The sequence below is a fragment of the Legionella sp. PATHC039 genome (assembly GCF_026191275.1).
Classification (GTDB): domain Bacteria; phylum Pseudomonadota; class Gammaproteobacteria; order Legionellales; family Legionellaceae; genus Legionella; species Legionella pneumophila.
Map to the genome: position 1 here is coordinate 2,088,399 of NZ_JAPHOP010000001.1, position 22,663 is coordinate 2,111,061.

Consider the following 22,663-nt stretch of genomic DNA (forward strand, 5'->3'; position numbering starts at 1 on the left):
AGGCGGAATGCGCAATAGCGTTTATTATGCACAAATATGGGCCTCATAATCCAAGGCTCTATTGATCCAAAAATAACATCAAGGCCTTTTGTACATGCATTCTATTCTCACTCTGCCTAAAAATGATAGATGACGCGCTGTCGGGTAAAGTAGCAGAAACCTCTTTTCCCCTTTCCATAGGCATACAATGCATAAACACCGAATTGGGTTTTGCATGAGACATTAATGTCTCATTAACCTGAAACCCTTTAAAAATCTTGCCCGCTTCAGGATTATCAAATCCCATACTTGTCCACACATCGGTATAAACGGCATCCGCTTGCTTCACAGCTTCCTCTGGTTTATCAAAACAATAAATCATTTGTTTCCCTGTCTTGCTTTGGGCTTCCTTAACAATAGCCTCATTAGGCTGGTTTGATTTTGGGCAACAATAATGCACAGTGACACCTAACTGCGGTGCCAAAAGCATCAAACTATGCAAAATATTATTGCCATCCCCTATGTAAGTGAGGGTTAATCCTTCCAAAGCACCAAATTGTTCTTTAAGGCTTAACAAGTCAGCAAGAGTTTGACAAGGGTGATGCAATGCGGAGAGGCCATTAATAATAGGGATTTTGGAATATTCGGCCATTTCTTGCAAAAAACTGTCCTCATGTGTTCTGACCATTACAAAATCAGCATAGCCATTTAAAACTCTAGCCATATCAGCTGGAGTCTCCTGCTTTCTTGAGTTAGCGATGCTTTCAATAACGATCCCCCCCATACTCTGAATCGCTAAAGCAAAACTCAAACGGGTTCTAAAGGAAGGTTTTTCAAAAATCATTACCAAACTTTTATTAGCAAGTGCCTGATTATATAATCCCGGGTTTTGTTTTAGAGAGCTAGCCTGGCTTAAGATAAACTGAATTTCCTCCCTTGCTAACTCTGTGCCAGTAAGAAAATGTCTTGGTTTGTATTCACCGGCAGGAAATGGAAAGCCTGTATTCTTATGAGAATCAAAATCAACAGCCTCACTACCCGTCTCCAGGCCAAAAATAGCTTGTTGTAAATTAATGACAAAAGTATTGGTCTTCACTTCATTAATTGCAGATGGGTTATTCTGAGATTGAATTTTTTCAAGGTCATCGTCTTGAATTTCAATTGGAGTCAAATTGGTTGAGGTGGAAAAAGACATTCTTAGCCTCCTTTTAATAATTCATTCAGGGAACATTGTTTTTCTATCGCTTCTGCAATCCATGCCCCAACTTGATGGTGTGCATCACGAAAAGGCATACCCTCCATCACTAATGACTCCAGAATGGCAGTCGCATCAAGGTAACCACTTTGAGCTTTGGTTTTCATTAACAGGGTATTAAAAGTCAGACTTTGCAAGAAAGGAGTTATCATTTGCAGGCAAACGATTATCGTATTAATCGTATCAAATAATCCTTCTTTATCCTCCTGCATGTCTTTGTTATAAGCCAGGGGCAATCCTTTCATTACCGTTAAAATGGCCATTAGATGACCATAAACTCGTCCTGATTTGCCACGAATCAATTCAGGAACATCGGGATTTTTCTTGTTAGGCATCAGTGAAGAGCCTGTAGCAAACGCATCATCCAATGTAACAAAATTAAATTCCTGGGTAGACCATAGAATCAAATCTTCACATAATCTGGAGAGATGCATCATAATCATTGCAGCAACACTACATAACTCGATGACAAAGTCCCTGTCACTGACTGCATCAAGAGTATTAGGAATGATCCCTGCAAATCCCAAGGATTCGGCTACCCATTCTCTATCAAGAGGCAAGGTACTTCCAGCCAATGCCCCGGCGCCCAAAGGAGAATAATTCATGCGTTTAAACCAATCTTCCAATCTGCTTTTATCTCGGCTAAACATGCATTGATACGCGTTAAAATAAGCCCCTAACGTAACAGGTTGGGCTTGCTGTAAATGAGTATAGCCTGGCATTAAATCCTGTTGATGTTTACTGGTTAGATCATCTAGACAATCGATAAGCCTTGTCAAAAGCTCATTAATCAGACAGCCTTTATCTCTGGTATATAAACGAAGATCCAAAGCCACTTGATCATTACGACTACGGCCAGTATGTAATTTCTTACCCAAATCACCTATTTTTTGAATCAGCAATTGCTCAATAAACATATGTATGTCTTCTTCATCACGTTCATTAAATGAATATTGGCCTTGTTTTATCTCGCTTCTGATTTCTTCAAGAGCAGAATAAATCGCCTGGCTTTCAGCTTCTGTTAAAATCTTCTGTTTAGCTAATTGCTTCACATGAACCTGACTGCCATTAATGTCTTGGTCAAAAAGCACATGATCAAAAGACAATGACGCATTAAACTGGTTGACACCGCTATCCAAAGATTTCTTAAATCGCCCTCCCCATGTCTTATTAGTCATAATTCCCCCCCTGATGTACCTGGCTATAGATTTTAGCGGATAAAGAAAAGAGGTTGATAAATCCTTCAGCATCCTTTTGGTTGTATACATTATCCTCTTCAAAAGTAGCCAATTCGGGATGATGCAAGCTATAGGGAGAATGCATACCGGCAGGGATAATGTTTCCTTTGAATAACTTTAACTTCACACAGCCCGTGACATGCTGCTGCGTCACATCAATGAATGCATCCAAAGCCTGTTTGGTTTGAGAAAACCATCTTCCTTCATAAACCAAATTGGCATAAGTTTGCTGCAAAGATTGCTTCAGATGTAACGTAGAACGAGTGAGACATAAACTCTCCAAAAGTTTATGTGCCTTATAAAGCACGGCAGCAGCAGGTGCTTCATAAATCCCTCGAATTTTCATTCCAACTAATCGATTTTCAACAATGTCCGCCACTCCAATACCATGCTGCCCTGCTTTTTGATTTAATGAATTTAAGAGATCCACTGGAGAAAGTTCTTGTCCATTTAAGGCGACTGGAACCCCCTTTTTGAAATCAAGAACAATCACTTCCTCTTCATCAGGAGTCTGTGATACAGGAGCAGTCATTAATAACACGTCATCCGGCATTTCCTGAGAAGGATCTTCGAGCACACCACCTTCATGAGAAATATACCAAATGTTATGATCTCTAGAATAAGGCGCTTTGGGAGTCACTGGTACCTCAATGCCATGCGCTTTAGCATACACAATTGCTTCCTGTCTTGATTTAATATCCCAAGTTCTCCAGGGAGCAATAATTTCAAGCTGAGGTGCAAGTGCCTTAATCGAATATTCAAAACGCACTTGATCATTCCCTTTACCGGTGGCTCCATGTGCAATGGCATTTACTTGCTCCGTCAAAGCAATTTCAACAAGCTTTTGAGCAATTAGTGGCCTTGAAATAGTGCCCAAAATGTACTGATCTTCATATAAAGCACCTGATTTTACCAAAGGCCAAAGATATTGAATGGCAAACTCATTCTTGACATCGACTAGATACGCTTTGGAAGCGCCGCTTTTTAGCGCTTTATTTTTTATGGCATCGAGATCTTCCTGTTGCCCTAAATCACAAATCACAGCGATTACTTCAGCATGCTCATAATGTTCTTTAAGCCAAGGGATCATGATGGAGGTATCCAAGCCACCTGAATAAGCTAATGCGATTTTTTTAATAACCTTTTTCATAATATTTCCCCTTGGTAAAACTGCTGTAGATATAAAATAGGATCAGACACCTCTTGGGTATTAAAGTCAGCAATTAGTTGCCCTTGCTTTACAACCAACAATCGCTCCGCAATATTGGATAAAAAAAACAAATCATGAGAAGCGATAAGCATAGTGATTTTTAGAGTCTTCACTGTATTTAACAAAGCAATGACATCATTAGTAGTCGCCATATCTAGACCAGAAGTCGGTTCATCACAAAGCAATAAATCCGGTTTCATCATTAAACTTCTAGCCAAGGCCACGCGTTGTTTTTGTCCACCAGACAATCCTTGTGGGTAAGAATGAGCTTTGTCTGACAAACCTAACATAGCAAGTAAAGTCCACGCGTTTGCTATATGATCAGCAGTTTTATCGTGAAGACTTGGTGCATAAATTAGGTTATTGAGTACTGTCATGTGCGGAAATAATTGAAAATCCTGAAACATAAATCCGCTTTTTCCTTCGCACTGGATAGAGCCTGAATCGATTGACTCCAATTGTTGTATGCATCTCAGTAAAGTTGTTTTTCCACTACCAGAAGGCCCTACTAAACCAACAATACTGTTTGCTTGAATACTTAAATTAATCTCATTAAGTACTTGGGCATTGCCGATTTTTTTCGATGCGTTAATGACTTGCAGCATAATGCCCCCTTTTTTCGATTTTTTTACCTAGCGCTTCAAGGAGTAAGACCAAACTGTAGTAATAGAAACCCGTGATACATAAAGGCATAAAGTAAGTAAATTGTTGTGCTGCCAATGTTTGAGCCTGGCGCATTAAATCCATGCCTCCAATAGTGGAAATCAAGGCCGTTTCTTTTAACAAGGCGATCATTTCATTGATCATTGCGGGAAAAATATTTCTTATCACCTGAGGTAAAATAATATCTTTCCATAAGTAAAAGGTAGGAATTTGCAGAGTAAGGGCTGCTTCAAATTGCCCTTTGGGTAAACTCTCAATTCCGGATCTTAAAATTTCAGCGAAATAAGCTGAGCTATTCAAACCAAAAGCAACAATTCCAGCCACTAAAATACTTGGTCGTATACCTAATAAAACAGGCACTGCAAAATAAATAAAACTTAATTGTAAAATGAGTGGTGTGCCTCTCAATATGGATATGAATCGGTTTATAACAAAGCAAGCTACTCCTTGATGTCTGCAAATTGACAAGAGAGTTCCAAGTAATATTCCAATCAGTATACCTCCTGTCAATAATTGCATAGTTAAAACTATTCCTTTGCCAATGAAAAACAGATTTTGCACTATCTCCGTCATATTGACCCCTTTATCCAAATAGATTCCAATTTTTGAATTTCACCCTTCGCTTTAAGATTTTCCAATGCGGAATTGATTTCATCCCTTAGAGGAGAACCTTTTTTTAAAACCAATCCATAACCGTCATTAACTTTCACCAGGATAGAATAAGACAGTCCTGGATATTTCTTGCTATAAACACCCCCTTGTGCTCCATCCATAAGGACCACATCAACATGACCTGCGATTAAAGCTTCTATCGCTTGGTTGTTATTATCCAAAGCCGTAATTTCAGCTTTAGGAAAGTTTTGATGAAGCCAAATTTCCATAACACTACCTAGCTGGACTGCTATTTTTTTTCCTGTTAATTGCGAGATTTCTTTCACGGGCTGTGAAGTATCAAAAACTGCAGCCATCCCTTCAAAATAATAAGGTTTGGAAAAATCAAAATTTTTCTTACGTTCCTCTGTAATAGTAATTGTGGCAATCGCAAGGTCATCCTGACCTGAATTCACTGCAGGCAAAACCGTACTAAACTGCATGTTGTCAAAAACTGCTTCTTTACCTAACTCTTTAGCGATCAATTTTGCCAAATCAATGTCAAATCCTTTTATTTCTCCGTTTTCAATATATTCAAAAGGTGGATATTCTGCTGAAGTAGAAAAACGCAGTGTATTTTGATTTTTTTGCTCACTACAACTGGATATAAATATAATTGAGCTAATTAACAATAAAATAAAAACTTTTCTCATTGAATATGTATCCTATATTTATCCATTTTTTGAATATACATGATCAAGATTTGTACTGTCAAGAAAAAATGGATATAATTTCAATTTCAGTAATATATATTCAACCAAATTAATAGCAGGGAGAAAGCAATTGACTCATGATGCCTTATTGGATGATTTGATTTTATCGATAGTACAAACTGAAAGTATTGCGGAACAAAGTGATTTGCAGAACAGCTTAAAAAAAAGAGGGTATGAGATTCCTCAAGCAACGCTTTCTCGTCGCTTAAAAAAAATGAAAATTGCAAAAGTATCCGGTTATTACAAAATCATTGATTACAATCAGCCTGGATTACCTCTGGTTCTAAATATCCAGAGTTCTGATTTTGGTCTAATCATTCTACAAACTCATCCCGGTAATGCAAACAGTCTTGCTTATTATATAGACCGTAAATACGTTTCCTTCAGTATAAAAGAGTCTTCGAACTCAGGAATTTTAGGAACTATTGCTGGAGACGACACCGTCCTGCTTATTATTAAAAGTAAGTTTGATCAACAAAAAGTCCATGATATTTTAATGAAAGAATTCCCATATTTATTTGCTTCGTAGCTACAATTTTAATTTTGACAAAACTTATGAAAAACCCAGGGTTGAGGCAAAAAATGTGTTTTAACGAAGAGTTTCATTTCCATATACAAGTCTTGTGTGAAGAAACAGCAATTTGCTAGGCTTGCTAGTGTAGTAACAGTGATAAATATCAACCTAACTATAATTTACTATAAATGGTTGCATCAAATTGTTAACGGGATCGTACTGATGGCGACCTGTATAATTCAAATTTTTTCCATAAACATGCAGTGAAATTGCTACATCACCTGATTCATTGATTACACTGTGAATATCATTGGGCAAAAAACCAATTACTCCGCCAGCAGGACGTATAATAGCTGTTTTGTCTCTTATGATCTTGGCATACCCTGGCCTTGAACCATCATCCACTCTTTTCCAAAAATAATTCTTTTCAATACCTATTATACTACCCACAACCCCCCAGGTCTGATGATCATGCGGAATAATTTCTCGTCCTGACTGCCAGGCAACTATATTAACTGCCAAAGTATGATCTTTTTCTTCATGAATTAACCAGGAACTAAACCCAATATCCGGGTCAACGTAGTAAAATCTTTCATCTAGCCATTCTTTCTCTACAACCCAGTGTGCTAAAATTTCTGATACGAGAGCAATATTAGTATTATCATCTTGTTGTAGAATATTAAGCGCTTTGAGTTCGGTTATAAAAGGAATCAATCCTTTGGGAGTTAGGTATTCCATAATTCACCATTTTATTGTGTAAACATTCAGATAAGAGATAATTTATCTTTTATGTACACTAACTTTAGCATGAAATGAAATTTAGCGATGCAAGAATTGCTTGCGGCCCCCAAGTAAATAGCTTGCTAAAACACAGAACAATAATACTTAAAAGGCGAAAAGTGTCATATCAAGAAATCCTTGCATGACACTCATAGTGGTTACAAAACTTTATCTTTGTATCAAAGAAAAGGACCTCGTAAAGTAATTGTTGAATCCCTTTCAGGTCCTGTTGATAGCATATCAATAGGAATTCCTAATATCTCTTCTATTCGCTTTAGATAAGCCCTTGCATTAGCAGGTAAGTCGCTCATCACCGTCACATCAGCAGTAGATTCCTGCCAACCAGGAAGCTCCTCATAGACTGGTAACAAATCGTTGAAATCATCAGCTGCCAGAGGAGGTCGAGATAATTCATTGCCATCCCTGTCTTTATAAGCCACAGCAATCCGTAATACCTCTAAACCATCAAGCACATCCAATTTGGTAACGCAGAGTCCAGAAATGCTATTTAACTCAATCGAGCGTTTTAATAAAACAGCGTCAAACCACCCACAACGTCTGGGCCTACCAGTTACTGCTCCGAATTCCTGTCCTCGTTCCGCAATGCGTTTTCCAACGTCATCAAGTAATTCAGTGGGGAATGGGCCACCGCCAACTCGAGTTGTGTAAGCTTTTGTAATGCCTAACACGTAATCAATATAGCGAGGACCAAACCCCGCACCATTAATTACAGATCCCACACAAGTATTTGAAGAAGTTACGTAGGGGTATGTTCCATGATCAATATCTAAATAAACACCTTGCGCCCCTTCGAATAAAATGTTTTCACCTTGTTTTCTATGTTCATGCAAACAGGCAGAAACATCGCAAACCATTGGTCTTAATTCTTCAGCCCATTGTAATGACTCATCCAATAGGGATTCCAAATCAACAGCTGGTTGTTTGAAATATTGTGTTAATACAAAATTATGATAATCCAATAACTCTGTTAATTTACTGGCAAATCGGTCTCTATGAAATAAATCACCTACTCTTAAAGCACGCCGAGCCACTTTATCCTCATAAGCAGGACCTATGCCGCGGCCTGTTGTTCCGATTGCAGACTTGCCCATATGTGTCTCACGAGCCTTATCCAAAGCAATGTGGTAAGGGAGAATCAGGGGGCAAGCCAGGCTAATGCGTAATCGCTCCCTCACATTAACGCCATTACCCTCAAGCTCCTTAATTTCACTAAGCAATGCCTGAGGTGATAAGACCACACCATTTGCAATATAGCAGGTTACGTTAGGGCGAAGCATCCCGGATGGAATTAAACGAAGTACTGTTTTTACTCCATTGATTTTTAATGTATGGCCTGCATTATGGCCCCCTTGATAACGGACAACCACTTGAGCATCTTGTGTCAGCAAATCAACAATTTTGCCTTTGCCTTCATCTCCCCATTGTGTACCCAAAACAACAACATTCTTACCCATGATTTACTCTTTGTTTGCATACCTGTAAAAATTAAAAATGCAGTTGCATTTTACGAGAAACCCAACTGCATTTATATTAGATGGATGATGCTAATAAATATTGAACCTGATTACAGCAAAATTTCACATTATAATTACTTTTTAGCCGCTGTACCATCATTTTTTGGCGTAGCTTGTTTGAAATAATCAAAAAATGAACTGCTTTGGTCCAGTATTAAAATATCTTTTTTACTATGAAAACTGGCTTCATAAGCTAGCAAGCTCTTGTATAATGCAAAAAAATCAGGATTTTGAGTGTATGCTTTGGAATAGATAGCCGCTGCTTCCGCTTCACCAACTGCTCTAATTCGCTGAGCATTACTTTTAGTTTTAGCCAATAAAACCGTGACATCAGCATCAGCTTTTGCCTGGATCTGTTCTGCGGCAGCTTGTCCATCAGCTCTATGTCTGTTTGCAATTTTTTGCATATCAGCTCTCATGCGTTGATAGATGGCATTACTGGTATTTGAAGGCAATTCAATACCTTTAATACGAACATCAACCACTTTAATACCTAATTCACCAGCTTGCTTCTCAGCAGCATTACGCAGTATTTCCATAACATCATCACGCCCTCCTGAAACAGCATCGGATATGGTACGCTTACCAAATTGGGCTCTGAGCAAGGTATTTAACTGTTGTTCTAGCAAAGTTTCAGCTTTAAATTCATTTCCACCTGTTGATTTAAAATACTGGGCCAAATCTGAAATTCGCCATTTCACATAATAGTCAACCATGACATCTTTTTTCTCTTTGGTCACAATACGGGTCGATTTGATATCCATGGTTTGGATGCGTGTATCGAATATGCGTACACTTTCGATAAAAGGGGTTTTAAAGTGGAGCCCAGGATTTAACACTTTCACTGCGTCAGTTTGAGGATCTTTTACCAAACGTCCTAAACGTAAAATAATACCCTGCTGTCCTTGCGTGACAGTAAACATAGTGGTAAACAAAAGCACTAGTACCAAAAAGATTAAGACACCCAATGTCGTTTTAAATGCATTCATTCTCAATCTCTCCCTTGACTATAAGTTGGTCTTGTGAGATCTCTTCCAGAAAGAATCAAGTTGTCCTCCTCATTACTGACATTCGCACCGTTTTTTATGGCTTTTAGATTTTCAGATTGCGGAACGTATTGATTACCAAGTAGTTTGTCTAAAGGTAGATACAATAAATTTCCTGCTTTACTGTCAACAATAATCGTACTGCTCTTATTCATTACTTTTTGCATAGCTTCAAGGTACATCCGTTTAGCCGTAACTTGAGGAGCCGCATTGTATTGAGGAAGTAAGGCTAAAAATTCCGCTACTTCTCCCTGTGCCCTTAAAACAACTTGCTTTGAATAAGCTTCTGCTTCCTGTTGAATACGACTCGCTTTACCTTCTGCAATGGGCACTACTTTTGCTGCATAAGCATAAGCCTGCTCCTTGAAACGTTTTTCATCTTCTTGAGCTTTAATCGCGTCATCAAAAGCATCCTGAACACTTTCTGGAGCTCTGGCAGGTTGGGGTGACACATTAACGATTAAAATTCCGGTCTTATAGCTTTCTAAAGTTTTCGTCAGAGTTTCTTGTACTCTACCACCCCAAACTTCTCGACCTTCAGTTATTATCTGATCCAGGGTTGTCGTGCCTACAACCTGCCTTAAAGCGCTGGAAGTTGCCTGTTGTAAGCTTTCCTCAGGATTTGCGACATTAAACAAATATTCACTCAAATCATTAATGCGGTACTGGACAGCCAAAGAGACCGATACTAAATTTTCATCACTGGTAAGCATTTGAGCAGAGTAGGAGTAATCTAGCACCCTATCCACATTCATAACAATCTTTGATGAGATAAAACGAGGAATCCAATGAGGACCAGGGCCAACTGTTTCTGCATATTTACCAAAGCGGAGTATCACAGCTTGCTCTGCAGGATCGACAATAAAAATACCAGAAAGAGCCCAAAGAATAAAAGCTATTAATAAAACTGTGACAGCAAGCAACCCGCCACTGGAACCACCTGACGAATTATTATTTGATTTGCCCGTGCCTCCAAAAAATGTTTTCTTCAATTTATCCTGGATACGTTTAAGAGCTTCATCCAAATCCGGAGGTTGATTTTTACCCGACCATGGATCTTTGCCCTTCTCTGGCTCATTCCACCCCATGTACTACTCCTAGCAATTTCAAATGAATTTAGGATTTTATGGGGTATATGAAGTTTAAGCAAGTAGATACTTCAAGACTTGTATACAGGGCAAAATCATACTTTGCCCTGAATTTGCCCAATCAAGAGTTCACTTCTAAATTTATCAGACCACATAGCCTTTTTTAATTTTCCCTTCATGCTATTTTTCTGAGGATGAAGTCGAGCCAGATTGAGTGCAAACCTACGAAGCAAGGCTAGATTTTCTGCTGCATTGTCTCTGCGTATTCTTGAGTCATCTTCTTTGTAGGTCACATCCAACACCCAGTGAGCTTTGTTTTCGACTGCCCAATGCTCTCTGATAGCATCTGCAATTTGTTTAGGCTCTAAGGGCAAGGAACTGATATAGTATTGTACTTCAGTGCCGGTTTTTTCTTTTATTTCACGTGTTCGCGTTACTTCAATTACGGTTTGTAATCCTTGCCAGTCGGCGTAACCTTCAATCCATGGACTAATTACGATTTGCCGGCATGTTCTTGTTTCTATGCGTCCATGGCCTGCGTCCACTTCTTCGAAGTAATTTTGTGACCAGATTTCTCGATGGTCTCTTTCCATGATATGAAAATAATCCTTAATTTCATTCAATAGTTTTTTATGGTTGTTTTTAACACAAAGCACATAGTCTCCGCCTTTATCATGTATTTTTTTAGCTATCTTCTTTTCTGTATTCATAGCATCGGCAGTAACAATTGCTCCCTTAAGCTCCAAGAGGTCTAGCATTTCTAACACACTGGCTTTTTCGTTTGCTTTTCCATTAGAGCGCATTTGAGCTAATATCAACCCATTTCGTTTACTCCATGCAGTAATGCTATGTAAGGCTGTGGTGCGGTCACCTGTATATGAGCGGCGTAGAGTTTTTCCATCTATTGCTATTTGTTCTCGACCATCTTTCGAACGAAGTTCATTCACCCAATTTACAAAACACAACGTGAACTGCTCTGAATCAAGAGCACTAATTACACGAGCTATGGTATCATCGGCTGGTATCCCATGCTTAAAATCCCGATATTGTCTTAGCCAATCAAGCTTTTCTTCTCCAAAATCCTTTATGTCTTTCCATCCCTCAGCTCCAGACATCACCGCAGTACCTGCTAAAAATAAGATATCTAGCAGATTATGGCGCTGATTTATTTCGCTACGAGGATCTTTAAGTATGGAAAAATTTTCTACAAAACTCATTTCTTGTCATCCAAAAAATGAGTATTTGATCACAAATCACTGAAAAATCATACTAAATGATAATTACTGGTCAAAAAGGTATGATCTTGCCCTGGACTTGTATATTGAAATGAAGCAAAAGACTATCTGTACTTGGCAATCATCTGGAAATACTCAAGATGTTTTATAAACCTTCGCAGACCGCCGAGGTGTCTGTCGAAGGTTCAAGATCAAAATATTGACATAAATTATTTTAGGACAACTCGTGGAGAATTCTGTTGAGACTCAATATCCTCATGTACCCTCGGTATCGGGTTAAACATTTCATTCAACACAATCCTGGTACGGCTCGTTGGATGATTTTTCGAATACCGAACTACTGTATCCCAATCACAATTTCCTTCGGCGATCATCCAGCGCATGGTACTCCAACGATTGGTAATCATTTGGCTATCATATGCTTGCGTGTATCGCCTGACAAATTCGGCATAGAGTTTCAGTGGGTTCCTCTCTGAACGTAGATTTTCCGTAGCAGTAGTTGATAATGACGAAACATTTTCGCTGGCAAAGGAAGGATCACTGTATTTTCTCGTTACTAACTCTTCAACAATAAGGGCCGCCTCACTGGGAACACCGAGTAAATGACGAATAGAACTCCCCCATGAATGATCGGCATAAACTATATTATGTAAAGCACTTTCTCGTAGATGACAACGCTCTACAAAAGCATCGACCAATTGAGGCTTATCTGCCAAATAGGTACTGACCGCTTTTAAGAAGGCAACCCGGTTGCTGCTTAATAAATTTCGCATTTTTTCATTACGAGGTGGTTCAGCGCCACGGCATATTAGCATGGCAATCCCACGAAGAGCATCTGCTTTATCATTCTCATTGGCCATGCGTTCACATAGCTCTTCCACTGCTGTATGGCCAGTTTGTTTGTCTTCGAATAAATGATTGTTTTCGGATTCAAGAGACAAACTTTGAGTTGGTAACTCCAGTAAAGCCGCCAGTGCATTTATTTTCCCCAAACGAGCGGCCAAAATGACCGGAGTGTCTCTCATGCTACCCAGGGGATTTGTCAATTGCGCCCCCATGCCGGCCAATAAGGTAATGCCCTGCGCATAATCCAAAACAACAGCCTGGTGAATAGGCTGGAAAGGAACATAGGCTGAGGATCTTAACGTTGTCGCGTGTACAATGGGATTCCTGGCTAAAATGGCAATTAATAATTCCTGGCGTTTGGTATCTAATGCCAAAGACAACAAAGTGCGCCCATAACCATCCCGTTTATCCACATCAAAAAAACATCTTTTAACGTGGTTAAAAGACTCTTCGATTTTTTTCCTTACTTTAGACAAAATACTCAAAACATCCGTTTTTTCACTCTCCTCGGGTGTGAAATTATTTTCATCCACTCCCAACAGATGGAGTGCCAAGGAAATTTTTCCAGCAACAATTGCCTGGTGCAAGGGCTCACCAACATTCACATCTTTAGCCTCGTGAAGGACAAAATCTATTTTGGCAAGCAAATCCCTATTTGCATCGTCTATACCAAGCTTAGGCTCAGAGTATTGTTCGATCAAATAATTTAAAACAGTCATTTGAGAACCATTCGGCAACCAAAATAACTTTTCTAAATAATTTTTATCTTCTTCCAGCTTCTTTTGAATAAATTCTTTAAATTGCTCTAATTCCATTTGTAGAATCTTATTCATTTCACTTACAAAATCCATAATGATACTTCCTTTATTTATAAACTATTTATAGGACACCAATATTACACAATGGACAATGGAAGATCAAAATATTGTTAACTCTTTTTAATCTTGTCAACCACTTCCTGATTCAAATTCTCAGCAATCAACCTCAACAATTTAGCTGTATTATCGTAATCTCTTTTATCAAATATCCCGGCATGTTGGTGTGCATATCGAATAGGGATACCTATGTTGACGACAGGAACGCCCATGCCTGATGCCTGAACCTTCGAACCATCTTCACCATATCCTGGCTCCACCTCAAGTTGTAGCGGGATATTATTTTTATTAGCAAGTTCCATTACCCAGTTAATTAACTCCTGATTGGGAATCATTGATTTGTCATAAACAAACAAGGATGGTCCCTTCCCCAAACCAATTCGACCTTTTCTATCAGCCAGCAGCATTGGATAATCATCAGCGATTCCCACTTCAACATTAATTGCAATATCTGGATGAGTCGCTTTATATACTGTACTGGCACCCCGCATGCCAACTTCCTCTTGCACTGCGGCAGCAAGATATAACTGATTGGGTTGTTGTTTTACTGCTCTCAGAGCATCACTAATGACAGCTAATCCTAGGCGATCATCCAAGGCCTTGCCTAAAAATCTGTTCTTGCTTAATTGGCTAAATTCACTTACTGGTGTGACTTCAAGGCCAGGTTGGATTGCAAATTCTTTCTGGGCTTGTTCTTTATTCTCTGCTCCGATATCTAAAAACAGGGCATTGATATCAGGGGACCCTAACATTTTCTTATCACCCAATAAATGCGGAGAATCCATGCCAGAATAAGCTAACACAGGTCCTTTGGGTGTTGAAACTGTCCAGCGTTGAGCATAGATGACCGAGTTTGCGATCCCGCCTAAAGGGATCACTTTCAAAAAGCCATCAGGTGTTATGGATTCCACCATAAACCCCGTTTCATCAAGGTGTGCCATGAAGAGTAATTTCGGTCCTTGCTGATTATCTTTCCGCTGGCCGATCAAATTACCCATACCATCGATCTTTAGCTCCGCCATATAGGGTTGCCACTGTTTTTGCACCAAATGACGAACATTTTTTTCGTACCCAGAGGCACCAGGTACCTCCGTCAATTGGGCTAAAAATGACATTTCAGCTGCTGAAGCTAAAAAGGAAACAATCAATCCGCTAATAAGAGTTGCATGCTTTATCATTGGTAACTTCCTTATTTTTTTATAAAAACCAAATCCCATACCCCATGGCCTAGACGCTCACCACGCTGCTCAAATTTTGTTAACGGCCTTGAGTCCGGGCGAGGTGAGTATCCGCCATCTTTTTGTTGGTTAAACAAGGCGGATTCTGAAGATAAAACATTTAAAATGTGCTCCGCATAATCTTCCCAATCAGTAGCACAGTGAATAAACCCCGATGGCCTGATTTTTTTTACTAACATTTGAATAAATTCGGATTGAATCAGTCGTCGCTTATGATGACGCTTTTTATGCCACGGATCGGGGAAGAAAATTTGAACCCCGGCAAGTGAGTTTTCTGGTATTTTGGTTTGTAATACTTCTACTGCATCATGCACTACTACCCGCACATTAGTTATCTGGCACTCATGCAAATCTGCTACCAGACTACCAACGCCTGCTTTATGTACTTCTATGCCCAGATAATTACATTGAGGGTTATTCATTGCCATGGTAAACAACGAGGTACCCATACCAAAACCAATCTCTACAATAGTATCCGCATCATGACGGCCAAATTCTTTTGCAAAATTCCAGGGAGTGGGACTATCAAATTTTAATTCATAGTCTTCAAGCCAAAGATCTAATCCTTGTTGCTGTCTGTTACTGATTCGCCCAGCGCGCAACACGTAACTTTTAATCTTACGTTGCATCACAATAACTCAATATAAAATTTCAGGATTATACTGATTTTGATTAAATATTCTACTTTTACCAGATACCTGTTTGGACAATAGCCCTGAAAAATCAGTTTTTAATGAAAACAAAGTAAAAATATTGCAATATTTGGGTTTTTTTGTTATAAAACCGCTCTTGTATTTCATATCTGGTTATTTTTTACAACGAAAGCCCGCCAAAATAAACACCACTGTAGTGCATTGGTAAGGGCTGTTAAAATTTTTTTTATCTTGGAGTAACACAATGTCTAGAGTATGTCAGGTAACTGGCAAGCGACCCATGGTTGGTCATAAAGTGTCGCACGCTAATAACAAAACCAAAAGACGCTTCCTGCCTAACATTCAGAATCATAAATTCTGGGTTGAAGAAGAAAATCGATTTGTCACCTTGCGGTTAAGTACTAAGGGTATGAGAATTATTGACAAGTTAGGCATAAAGGTAGTTCTGGATAAAATCAGAGCTAAAGGCGAGAAGATATAACAAGGGGATAAGCCATGGCAGCTGTTACAATTAAAGTGAAAATGGAATCCACAGCAGGAACTGGATACTATAAAACCACTACCAAAAATCCACGTAACCATCCTGAAAAGATGGAATTAATGATGTACGACCCTAAAGTACGAAAGCACGTGCTTTTCAAAGAGAAAAAAGTAAAATAAATTGATAGGCCCCTGTCTTTGGGGCTTACGTCCTATCATTATCCACTTTAAAAACCAATTTGTTATATTTCAAAACAAGCCTATCATTTTATTAAAAATATAGGTAATTCCATTACTTTTAAATTCAAATTAACGACCGTAAGCACTGGATAATCCTTGTGGATCGTTTAAACTGATAGTTAAAGACAGTGAAAAAAAAGAGGATTTGAATGAAACCGACATTGCAGATTGGTATTGGTCAACATCTCACGTTAACCCCACAACTGCAACAAGCCATAAGACTGCTGCAATTATCCACCTTTGATTTACAACAAGAAATTCAACTCGTTGTTGAATCAAATCCTTTGCTTGAAGCCACTCCTGTTGAAGAAAAAGAAGACGCCCAAATAAATACCAATCAGAACCATGATGAATATTCAGATTTTCAATGGTCGCAACTGTATAATAACTTCAACAAGCGCAATAATTTTGAAGAAAACGATTACAATTTCGATAATTTACACTGCACTACCACCAATTTACAAGATCATCTTAACTGGCAACTTGACCTGACGCCTATGAGCGATATTGACCGAGTCATTGCTACAACAATTATTGATGCGATAAACGATGACGGCTTTTTAACTATACCCGTTGCTGAAATTCACTCCAGCTTAAATAGCGATGATTTCCCTCTGGATATAGAAGAAATAGAAGCAGTGAGACACAGGCTTCAATTATTTGACCCCGTAGGATGCGCATCTGTTAATTTAGCAGAAACACTCGTTTTGCAATTGGAACAACTTCCACTGGAACCCAAGCTTTTGGCTACTGCCAAGAAAGTCATTCTTGAAGACATTGAGTTGCTCGGGCAACATAACTACAGACAACTCATGAAAAGTCATCAAATAAGTGAAAAAACAATTCATGAAATATTACAAGTCATTCATAAATTAAATCCAAAACCAGGAAGTTTGATCCATCAAGATAATATTGAATATGTTATTCCCGACTTAACTGTTAAAAAGATAGATAATCAATGGAAAGTTTTTTTGAATCAAGATATTCTTCCCAGGCTGAGTATCAATAGCCAATATGCCGCTTTAATCCAACGCGCAAACAATAGCCTGGATAATCAATTCTTAAAGCATAATTTACAAGAAGCACGTTGGTTTTTAAAAAGCATTCAAAGCCGTCAGGAAACACTTCTAAAAGTAGCAACCTGTATCATGGAATACCAACATGGATTTCTGGAACTTGGTGAAGAAGCGATGAAACCATTAATATTGAATGATGTAGCTTCTGCCTTGGATATGCATGAATCAACGGTATCAAGAGTGACAACTCAAAAATTTATTAACACTCCTCGAGGTGTTTTTGAGTTAAAGTACTTCTTCTCCAGCCATGTCAATACTGATAGCGGAGGAGAATGCTCTTCCACTGCAATCCGAGCGGTAATAAAAAAATTAATTTCAGCAGAGAATAGAAAAAAACCTTTGAGTGATAGTAAAATTGCCCAACTAATAGGTGAGCAAGGCATTAAAGTAGCAAGACGAACTGTTGCCAAATATCGCGAAGCAATGGGGATTCCCCCATCCAATGAAAGAAAGGTTATTAGTAGTTAATTAATCGGTCAACGAAAGGAGGTTTTATGCAAATCAACATTACTGGACATGGTATGGATGTCACTCCTGCACTAAGAGCATTCACTGAAGAAAAATTTGATAAGCTTGAGCGTCATTTTGATCACATCAGAGCAATTAATGTAGTATTTGATGTCGAAAAAGTAAGGCAAATAGCAGAAGCGACCGTATTGGTTACCAAAGGTGAGTTGCATGCCAGTTCAGAATCAGAAGACATGTATGCTGCTATTGATACTTTGGTGGACAAATTAAATCGACAACTGATTAAACATAAAGAAAAAATTTTAGCCCATAGAGACAGGGATTAAATGTTATTTTAAATACAAACTCTTTTAATTTAATTTAATATCAACACCTTCTCAGTGCTCATGTAAGCTGACATAAAACAAATAAACGTTTTTTAGATGAGGTCATAGCACTGAGAAAGAGGGTTGATTACTAAAATCACTTATTTAATCACTGTACCTGATGCCAGAGTCATGATACATTGTATGTGCTATGATCAAGACCAAAATAAAGATAATCAACAGACTCGGTTTACATGCTCGTGCCTCAGCGAAATTTGTCTCAACAGCAGCAAAATTTCAAAGCCATATTGATGTAACCAAAGATACTCAGACCGTTAATGGCAAAAGCATTATGGGTGTGATGATGCTTGCTGCTAACAAAGGTAGTGAGTTGACGTTGGAAATTGACGGTCCAGATGAAGAACGCATGAATGAAGCTTTAGTCGAATTAATCAATAATCGATTTGGGGAAAGTGAATAAAGAATACTAACCAACGCTGTTTACCTCTGCTCCATATCTTTTTGCGACACCCAGAGATTCCTGTTCTCCATCAATCTTCCTCTCAGTTCTTGTAACATCTTTATTATGATCAACCTGTGATTCAATAAACCAACCTAAGATCTCAATACACCATAATTGATACTAATCTGAAGAAATCTACTGTTCACATGTCTGGGCCACAGATTTACATAATAATTCATCAAGAAAGACCAATCCATGTCATTTGCTCATATTTCTTCTTTGTTTCCTCATTTTATGTAATGAAATCACCGTCAACATAGGGCCTGACAAAGCATAAATACCTGAACTTGCAAAAAGCACTATTGAAGGATTTGCAGCAATTGCAACAAACAAAAGAATCATCACTAAAACATATAAAAATGGAACCTTACCCTTATAATCTACTTCTTTAAAACTGTAATAGCGTAAATTACTCACCATCAATACGGAAACAATCAAAGCCAGGACAGCTGTAAATAAAGATACAATCAAATTTGCCCATTCATTTTGAAAACAGATCCAAGCAAAAGAAGCCATTACTGCTGCAGCCGGTGGGCATGGGAGGCCCTGGAAATAACGTTTATCTGATTTTCCAATCTGAGTATTAAACCGAGCGAGACGCAACGCAACAGCCGCTGTATAAATAAATGCGACCAACCAGCCAAATTTTCCTAATTGATGCAGAGTTAAATTATATAACAGCAAGGATGGCGCTACTCCAAAAGTAACCATATCAGACAAACTATCGTATTGAGCACCAAACTCAGTTTGTGTATTGGTTAACCGGGCGATCCGTCCATCAAGACTGTCAGCGATCATTCCTATAAACATAGCGACAATAGCAGCCTCATATTGTCCCTTTGTGGAAGCCACTATTGAATAAAATGCCGCAAATAAACTGACAGTCGTTAATAAATTTGGTAACAAATAAATCCCAGAATGATTTTCTTTATTCATTCGCAATCATACCTCATTCATTTTTAAATCAAGGACATGCTATCATAAGTAGAACTAAATCTACTATGGAAACTTATGCTTAGTCATAAAGACAGCATGCAATTTTGACTAATGATTGGCAATGACTAAAGCGAAACAGCTATTTATTGCAATAAAATAATTAATTTTCCCTGCAGGCCCAGCATGATGATGATATAATTATCATACTGTATTTAATATGCATAGAGTTATGTCTAATCGAAAAAATAAAACTATTGTCATTGAGGGTGTTACTTCACAAGGCAAAACATTTCGCCCAAGCGACTGGGCTGAGCGTATGAGCGGTTCTTTAGCTGTTTTTAAAAATAGTAGAATTTATTATTCTCCGCTCTTGCAGCCAAGTGTTAATAGTGAGGGTTATAAATGCGTTTTACTTGATCCCAAACTCAAGGAATCAAGCCCACAAGTTTATCAGGCAATTATGGATTTTGCTAAAGCTAACAACTTGAAAATCTGTGGTGAAGAAGACTTATAACATTCCAAAGGATTGCCCTCCAGTTTTATTTTCTCAGGACTTAGGAAAAACTAGAATCCCGCTGCGGCTTTTACTGATAAGGTTGCTTTGACAAAATAATCTAAAGCAGAATTAATCATGGCAATCGTATTATCAAAATTCATTGCAAAAACGCCTGCAATAAGAAATACCAATCCTTTTAGCCCTTGTTGAGTACCTGGCTGGCTAGAATGAGCGACAAGTACACATCCACGTATAAACCACAGAACACCCGCCGTGCGAATTAAAAACCCCATTGAACTGTAGATATTGGCGGGATTATAATTGGAATAAGTTAATACATTACCGACACCAAAAGCGGTGTTTGCCATAAGATCCATACCCGAAGGCAAGTAGATTAAAAGTGCCCCAACTAATAAATACATCATTGGAGTAAACATTTTTTCCTGCGAGGAGGATTGAGCCCGATGATCCCCGATTTTTTTTAACTTGCCAATTGCCGTTAAAAAAAATAAGACACCCAATATATAAGCTCCTCCTGTGATAAGTTTTTGCACAGGATAAAGGGATTGGCTAATATTACCTAATATAGTGATTAAATCTATCGTGTTCATATGTTAATTATATGCGCTTAGCTCTTGCAATGCATAATTTTTCCCCTATATTAATCATTTTAGAATAAAAGTTGATATTCCTTATGCAAATAAATACTTTCCCCATCACTCTAGAAGAGTCTTTCATGATTTCTCCCAAGGTAAAGCACTTTATATTCAATTGTGAATTATCACCCCCTTTTGAATATTTACCAGGACAATTTATCACTATTCATTTTGAGCATGATGGAAAAAACTTAAAGCGTAGTTACAGTATTGCCAATGAACCCAAAAAGGATAATCGCATTGAATTTGCTGCCGGGTATTTCGAAGGAGGGCCAGGCACAGAACTACTCTACAATTTAAAGCCAGGTGATGTGATCCACATTAATGGACCTTTCGGTCGTTTGATTTTTAAAGATGAAACTCCAGGAAGATACATATTGGTAGCGACTAGTACTGGTACCACACCTTATAGAGCCATGCTTCATGAGCTTGGTCAAAGAATAGAAAAACATCCTGATTTGCAGGTAGTCATCCTTCAAGGAGTGCAACGCAGCGAAGAGATTCTCTATCCAGATGATTTTCAAGCCTTTGCAAAAAAATATCCTCAAGCAAGTTTTCGTCCCTATTTAAGCCGTGTGCAAAAACAAGACTTGAAAAATAATGAATACAGTGGTTATGTACAACATGCATTTCCAGAGCTTAATTTAAATCCAACTCGCGATATGGTTTATTTATGTGGAAATCCAGGTATGATCGACGAGGCATTTAATTATTTAAAAGAACATGGTTTTTCCATGCAACATATTGTACGTGAAAAATATATTTCACGCTGAAATATCGCATCAAAAACCATTGTTAATCAGTGTTATCCTTTCGGTAAATAACCCGGATTTGACAAAAGATGACTGATCGTTATTTAAATTTAATAGGTGCCAAACCACTTCGAAAGGTCGACACCCGATAATTAGGAGATAAACACGCTATGAGTTATGAAGAATTATCAAATACCATGGAGCAAATGCTGCATGAAGGAAAAGGTATTTTAGCTGCAGATGAAAGCAACAGTACAATTGGCAAGCGCTTTGCGTCAATCAATACAGAAAATACCGAGGAAAATCGAAGAGATTATCGCTTGTTACTAGCGACCACTCCTGATTTAGAACAGTATATCAACGGCGTCATTTTATTTGAGGAAACTTTTACTCAAACTAATAAGCATGGAACACCAATTCCTGAGCTTTTTGCTAATAAAGGCATTATTCCTGGAATTAAAGTAGACAAAGGGCTTGTTGATTTAGCCAATACAGAACATGAAAAAGTCACCCAGGGATTAGATGGTTTAACTGAGCGTCTGCTTCATTTTAAAAAATTAGGTGCAAAATTCGCAAAATGGAGAAACGTTTATTCAATTTCTGAATACACTCCCAGCCTAACTGCAATCAAAACAGGAGCTGAAAATTTGGGCCGTTACGCTGCTGCTTGTCAATCAGTCGGCATCGTTCCAATTGTTGAGCCCGAAGTATTAATGGATGGCAACCATAGCATAGAACATTGTGCTGAAGTCTGTGAAATGGTTCTCCATGAGCTGTTTCATACCTTGTTTATCCATCAAGTGGAGTTGGAGCATATTATACTTAAACCGAGTATGGTTACCTGTGGTAAAGAAGTGACCCCGTTTAGCGATCCTGAAGAAGTGGCTGACTACACCATTAGTGTATTTCGTAATAATGTTCCAGCGTCAGTACCTACTATTAATTTCCTCTCTGGCGGCCAAACACCCCAACAGGCTACCGCTAATTTGAATGCAATCAATCAAATTGGCCACCAACCCTGGTTATTAAGTTTTTCATTTGGAAGAGCATTACAAGAGGATTGCTTAAAGGAATGGTGTGGAAACAAAGCAAATATTGCCAAAGCGCAAGAGGCTTTAATTAAGAGAGCCCGCTTAAACAGTATGGCTTGTTTGGGTGAATACCAAAACGACATGGAGTAAAGTTGCAATAGCGACAGAACCTTCTCTCGAC

Annotated in this window: 25 protein-coding genes; 9 read left to right on the top strand and 16 right to left on the bottom strand. The window is 38.4% G+C overall.

Annotation, left to right across the window (positions count from 1 at the left end; all coding sequences use genetic code 11):
- Positions 1 to 58 precede the first annotated feature (58 nt).
- From argF to OQI99_RS09435, 6 genes are read right to left on the bottom strand one after another with little or no spacing between them, the layout of a single operon-like run.
- Positions 59 to 1,174, bottom strand: a complete 1,116-nt coding sequence (argF, locus tag OQI99_RS09410; protein ID WP_080447284.1) for an ornithine carbamoyltransferase — start codon at positions 1,172 to 1,174, stop codon at positions 59 to 61.
- 2 nt (positions 1,175 to 1,176) lie between these two features.
- A complete protein-coding gene (argH, locus tag OQI99_RS09415) occupies positions 1,177 to 2,412 on the bottom strand; it encodes an argininosuccinate lyase (RefSeq protein ID WP_061513209.1) in 1,236 nt (411 codons plus the stop codon).
- Entirely contained in the window at positions 2,405 to 3,622 is a 1,218-nt protein-coding gene (locus OQI99_RS09420; RefSeq protein WP_061513208.1) for an argininosuccinate synthase, read from the bottom strand. The genes argH and OQI99_RS09420 overlap by 8 nt, the downstream gene beginning before the upstream one ends.
- Positions 3,619 to 4,287 carry an amino acid ABC transporter ATP-binding protein gene (locus tag OQI99_RS09425; RefSeq protein WP_265731775.1) on the bottom strand — a complete coding sequence of 223 codons (669 nt, stop codon included), beginning with the start codon at positions 4,285 to 4,287 and terminating at the stop codon, positions 3,619 to 3,621. Before OQI99_RS09425 ends, OQI99_RS09420 begins: the two co-directional genes overlap by 4 nt.
- A complete protein-coding gene (locus OQI99_RS09430; RefSeq protein ID WP_061513206.1) occupies positions 4,271 to 4,918 on the bottom strand; it encodes an amino acid ABC transporter permease in 648 nt (215 codons plus the stop codon). The genes OQI99_RS09425 and OQI99_RS09430 overlap by 17 nt, the downstream gene beginning before the upstream one ends.
- The gene (locus OQI99_RS09435) at positions 4,915 to 5,649 is read right to left on the bottom strand and encodes an ABC transporter substrate-binding protein (RefSeq protein ID WP_265731776.1); all 735 of its coding nucleotides are present in this window, start codon (positions 5,647 to 5,649) and stop codon (positions 4,915 to 4,917) included. Before OQI99_RS09435 ends, OQI99_RS09430 begins: the two co-directional genes overlap by 4 nt.
- A gap of 130 nt (positions 5,650 to 5,779) precedes the next feature.
- Between OQI99_RS09435 and OQI99_RS09440 the strand changes: the two genes are divergently transcribed.
- A complete protein-coding gene (locus tag OQI99_RS09440) occupies positions 5,780 to 6,238 on the top strand; it encodes an arginine repressor (RefSeq protein ID WP_061513204.1) in 459 nt (152 codons plus the stop codon).
- 153 nt (positions 6,239 to 6,391) lie between these two features.
- Here the strand turns inward: OQI99_RS09440 and OQI99_RS09445 are convergent, their stop codons facing one another.
- From OQI99_RS09445 to trmB, 8 genes are all read right to left on the bottom strand, one after another.
- On the bottom strand, positions 6,392 to 6,961 hold the full coding sequence (locus OQI99_RS09445; protein ID WP_265731777.1) for a cupin: 570 nt from the start codon (positions 6,959 to 6,961) through the stop codon (positions 6,392 to 6,394).
- Positions 6,962 to 7,182: 221 nt separating this feature from the next.
- The gene (locus OQI99_RS09450) at positions 7,183 to 8,478 is read right to left on the bottom strand and encodes an adenylosuccinate synthase (RefSeq protein ID WP_265731778.1); all 1,296 of its coding nucleotides are present in this window, start codon (positions 8,476 to 8,478) and stop codon (positions 7,183 to 7,185) included.
- A gap of 134 nt (positions 8,479 to 8,612) precedes the next feature.
- Positions 8,613 to 9,527 (bottom strand): protease modulator HflC, encoded by a 915-nt coding sequence (gene hflC / locus OQI99_RS09455; RefSeq protein WP_265731779.1) that lies wholly within the window; start codon positions 9,525 to 9,527, stop codon positions 8,613 to 8,615.
- 2 nt (positions 9,528 to 9,529) lie between these two features.
- Positions 9,530 to 10,672, bottom strand: a complete 1,143-nt coding sequence (hflK, locus tag OQI99_RS09460) for an FtsH protease activity modulator HflK (protein WP_014843369.1) — start codon at positions 10,670 to 10,672, stop codon at positions 9,530 to 9,532.
- A 95-nt stretch (positions 10,673 to 10,767) separates the two neighbouring features.
- Positions 10,768 to 11,889: an ISAs1 family transposase gene (locus OQI99_RS09465; protein ID WP_061514717.1), complete on the bottom strand. Its 1,122-nt coding sequence runs from the start codon at positions 11,887 to 11,889 to the stop codon at positions 10,768 to 10,770.
- Between the two features lie 227 nt (positions 11,890 to 12,116).
- Positions 12,117 to 13,604, bottom strand: coding sequence for a Dot/Icm T4SS effector AnkC/LegA12 (gene ankC, locus OQI99_RS09470; RefSeq protein WP_061513201.1), 1,488 nt, complete (start codon positions 13,602 to 13,604; stop codon positions 12,117 to 12,119).
- A gap of 77 nt (positions 13,605 to 13,681) precedes the next feature.
- Entirely contained in the window at positions 13,682 to 14,806 is a 1,125-nt protein-coding gene (locus OQI99_RS09475; protein WP_265731780.1) for a M42 family metallopeptidase, read from the bottom strand.
- A gap of 11 nt (positions 14,807 to 14,817) precedes the next feature.
- A complete protein-coding gene (gene trmB, locus OQI99_RS09480; protein WP_265731781.1) occupies positions 14,818 to 15,495 on the bottom strand; it encodes a tRNA (guanosine(46)-N7)-methyltransferase TrmB in 678 nt (225 codons plus the stop codon).
- Positions 15,496 to 15,763: 268 nt separating this feature from the next.
- On the opposite strand from trmB, the gene rpmB reads away from it, so the two are divergent.
- From rpmB to OQI99_RS09505, 5 genes are all read left to right on the top strand, one after another.
- Entirely contained in the window at positions 15,764 to 16,000 is a 237-nt protein-coding gene (rpmB, locus tag OQI99_RS09485) for a 50S ribosomal protein L28 (RefSeq protein WP_061513200.1), read from the top strand.
- A 14-nt stretch (positions 16,001 to 16,014) separates the two neighbouring features.
- Positions 16,015 to 16,179 (top strand): 50S ribosomal protein L33, encoded by a 165-nt coding sequence (rpmG, locus tag OQI99_RS09490; protein ID WP_003635328.1) that lies wholly within the window; start codon positions 16,015 to 16,017, stop codon positions 16,177 to 16,179.
- A 209-nt stretch (positions 16,180 to 16,388) separates the two neighbouring features.
- A complete protein-coding gene (locus tag OQI99_RS09495) occupies positions 16,389 to 17,783 on the top strand; it encodes an RNA polymerase factor sigma-54 (RefSeq protein ID WP_265731782.1) in 1,395 nt (464 codons plus the stop codon).
- 26 nt (positions 17,784 to 17,809) lie between these two features.
- Positions 17,810 to 18,109, top strand: a complete 300-nt coding sequence (gene hpf, locus OQI99_RS09500) for a ribosome hibernation promoting factor (protein ID WP_061513198.1) — start codon at positions 17,810 to 17,812, stop codon at positions 18,107 to 18,109.
- Between the two features lie 190 nt (positions 18,110 to 18,299).
- Positions 18,300 to 18,569, top strand: coding sequence for an HPr family phosphocarrier protein (locus OQI99_RS09505; RefSeq protein WP_010946224.1), 270 nt, complete (start codon positions 18,300 to 18,302; stop codon positions 18,567 to 18,569).
- 240 nt (positions 18,570 to 18,809) lie between these two features.
- On the opposite strand, the gene pssA is transcribed toward OQI99_RS09505, so the two are convergent.
- Positions 18,810 to 19,547: a CDP-diacylglycerol--serine O-phosphatidyltransferase gene (pssA, locus tag OQI99_RS09510; RefSeq protein WP_265731783.1), complete on the bottom strand. Its 738-nt coding sequence runs from the start codon at positions 19,545 to 19,547 to the stop codon at positions 18,810 to 18,812.
- 229 nt (positions 19,548 to 19,776) lie between these two features.
- Between pssA and OQI99_RS09515 the strand changes: the two genes are divergently transcribed.
- On the top strand, positions 19,777 to 20,061 hold the full coding sequence (locus OQI99_RS09515; RefSeq protein WP_011945638.1) for a DUF3579 domain-containing protein: 285 nt from the start codon (positions 19,777 to 19,779) through the stop codon (positions 20,059 to 20,061).
- 50 nt (positions 20,062 to 20,111) lie between these two features.
- Here the strand turns inward: OQI99_RS09515 and dotV are convergent, their stop codons facing one another.
- Positions 20,112 to 20,654, bottom strand: a complete 543-nt coding sequence (gene dotV / locus OQI99_RS09520; protein WP_010946221.1) for a type IV secretion system protein DotV — start codon at positions 20,652 to 20,654, stop codon at positions 20,112 to 20,114.
- 83 nt (positions 20,655 to 20,737) lie between these two features.
- Here dotV and OQI99_RS09525 point away from each other — a divergent pair, with 83 nt between their 5' ends.
- Positions 20,738 to 21,472 (top strand): ferredoxin--NADP reductase, encoded by a 735-nt coding sequence (locus OQI99_RS09525; protein ID WP_265731784.1) that lies wholly within the window; start codon positions 20,738 to 20,740, stop codon positions 21,470 to 21,472.
- Positions 21,473 to 21,621: 149 nt separating this feature from the next.
- On the top strand, positions 21,622 to 22,632 hold the full coding sequence (locus tag OQI99_RS09530; protein WP_265731785.1) for a class I fructose-bisphosphate aldolase: 1,011 nt from the start codon (positions 21,622 to 21,624) through the stop codon (positions 22,630 to 22,632).
- Positions 22,633 to 22,663 lie beyond the last annotated feature (31 nt).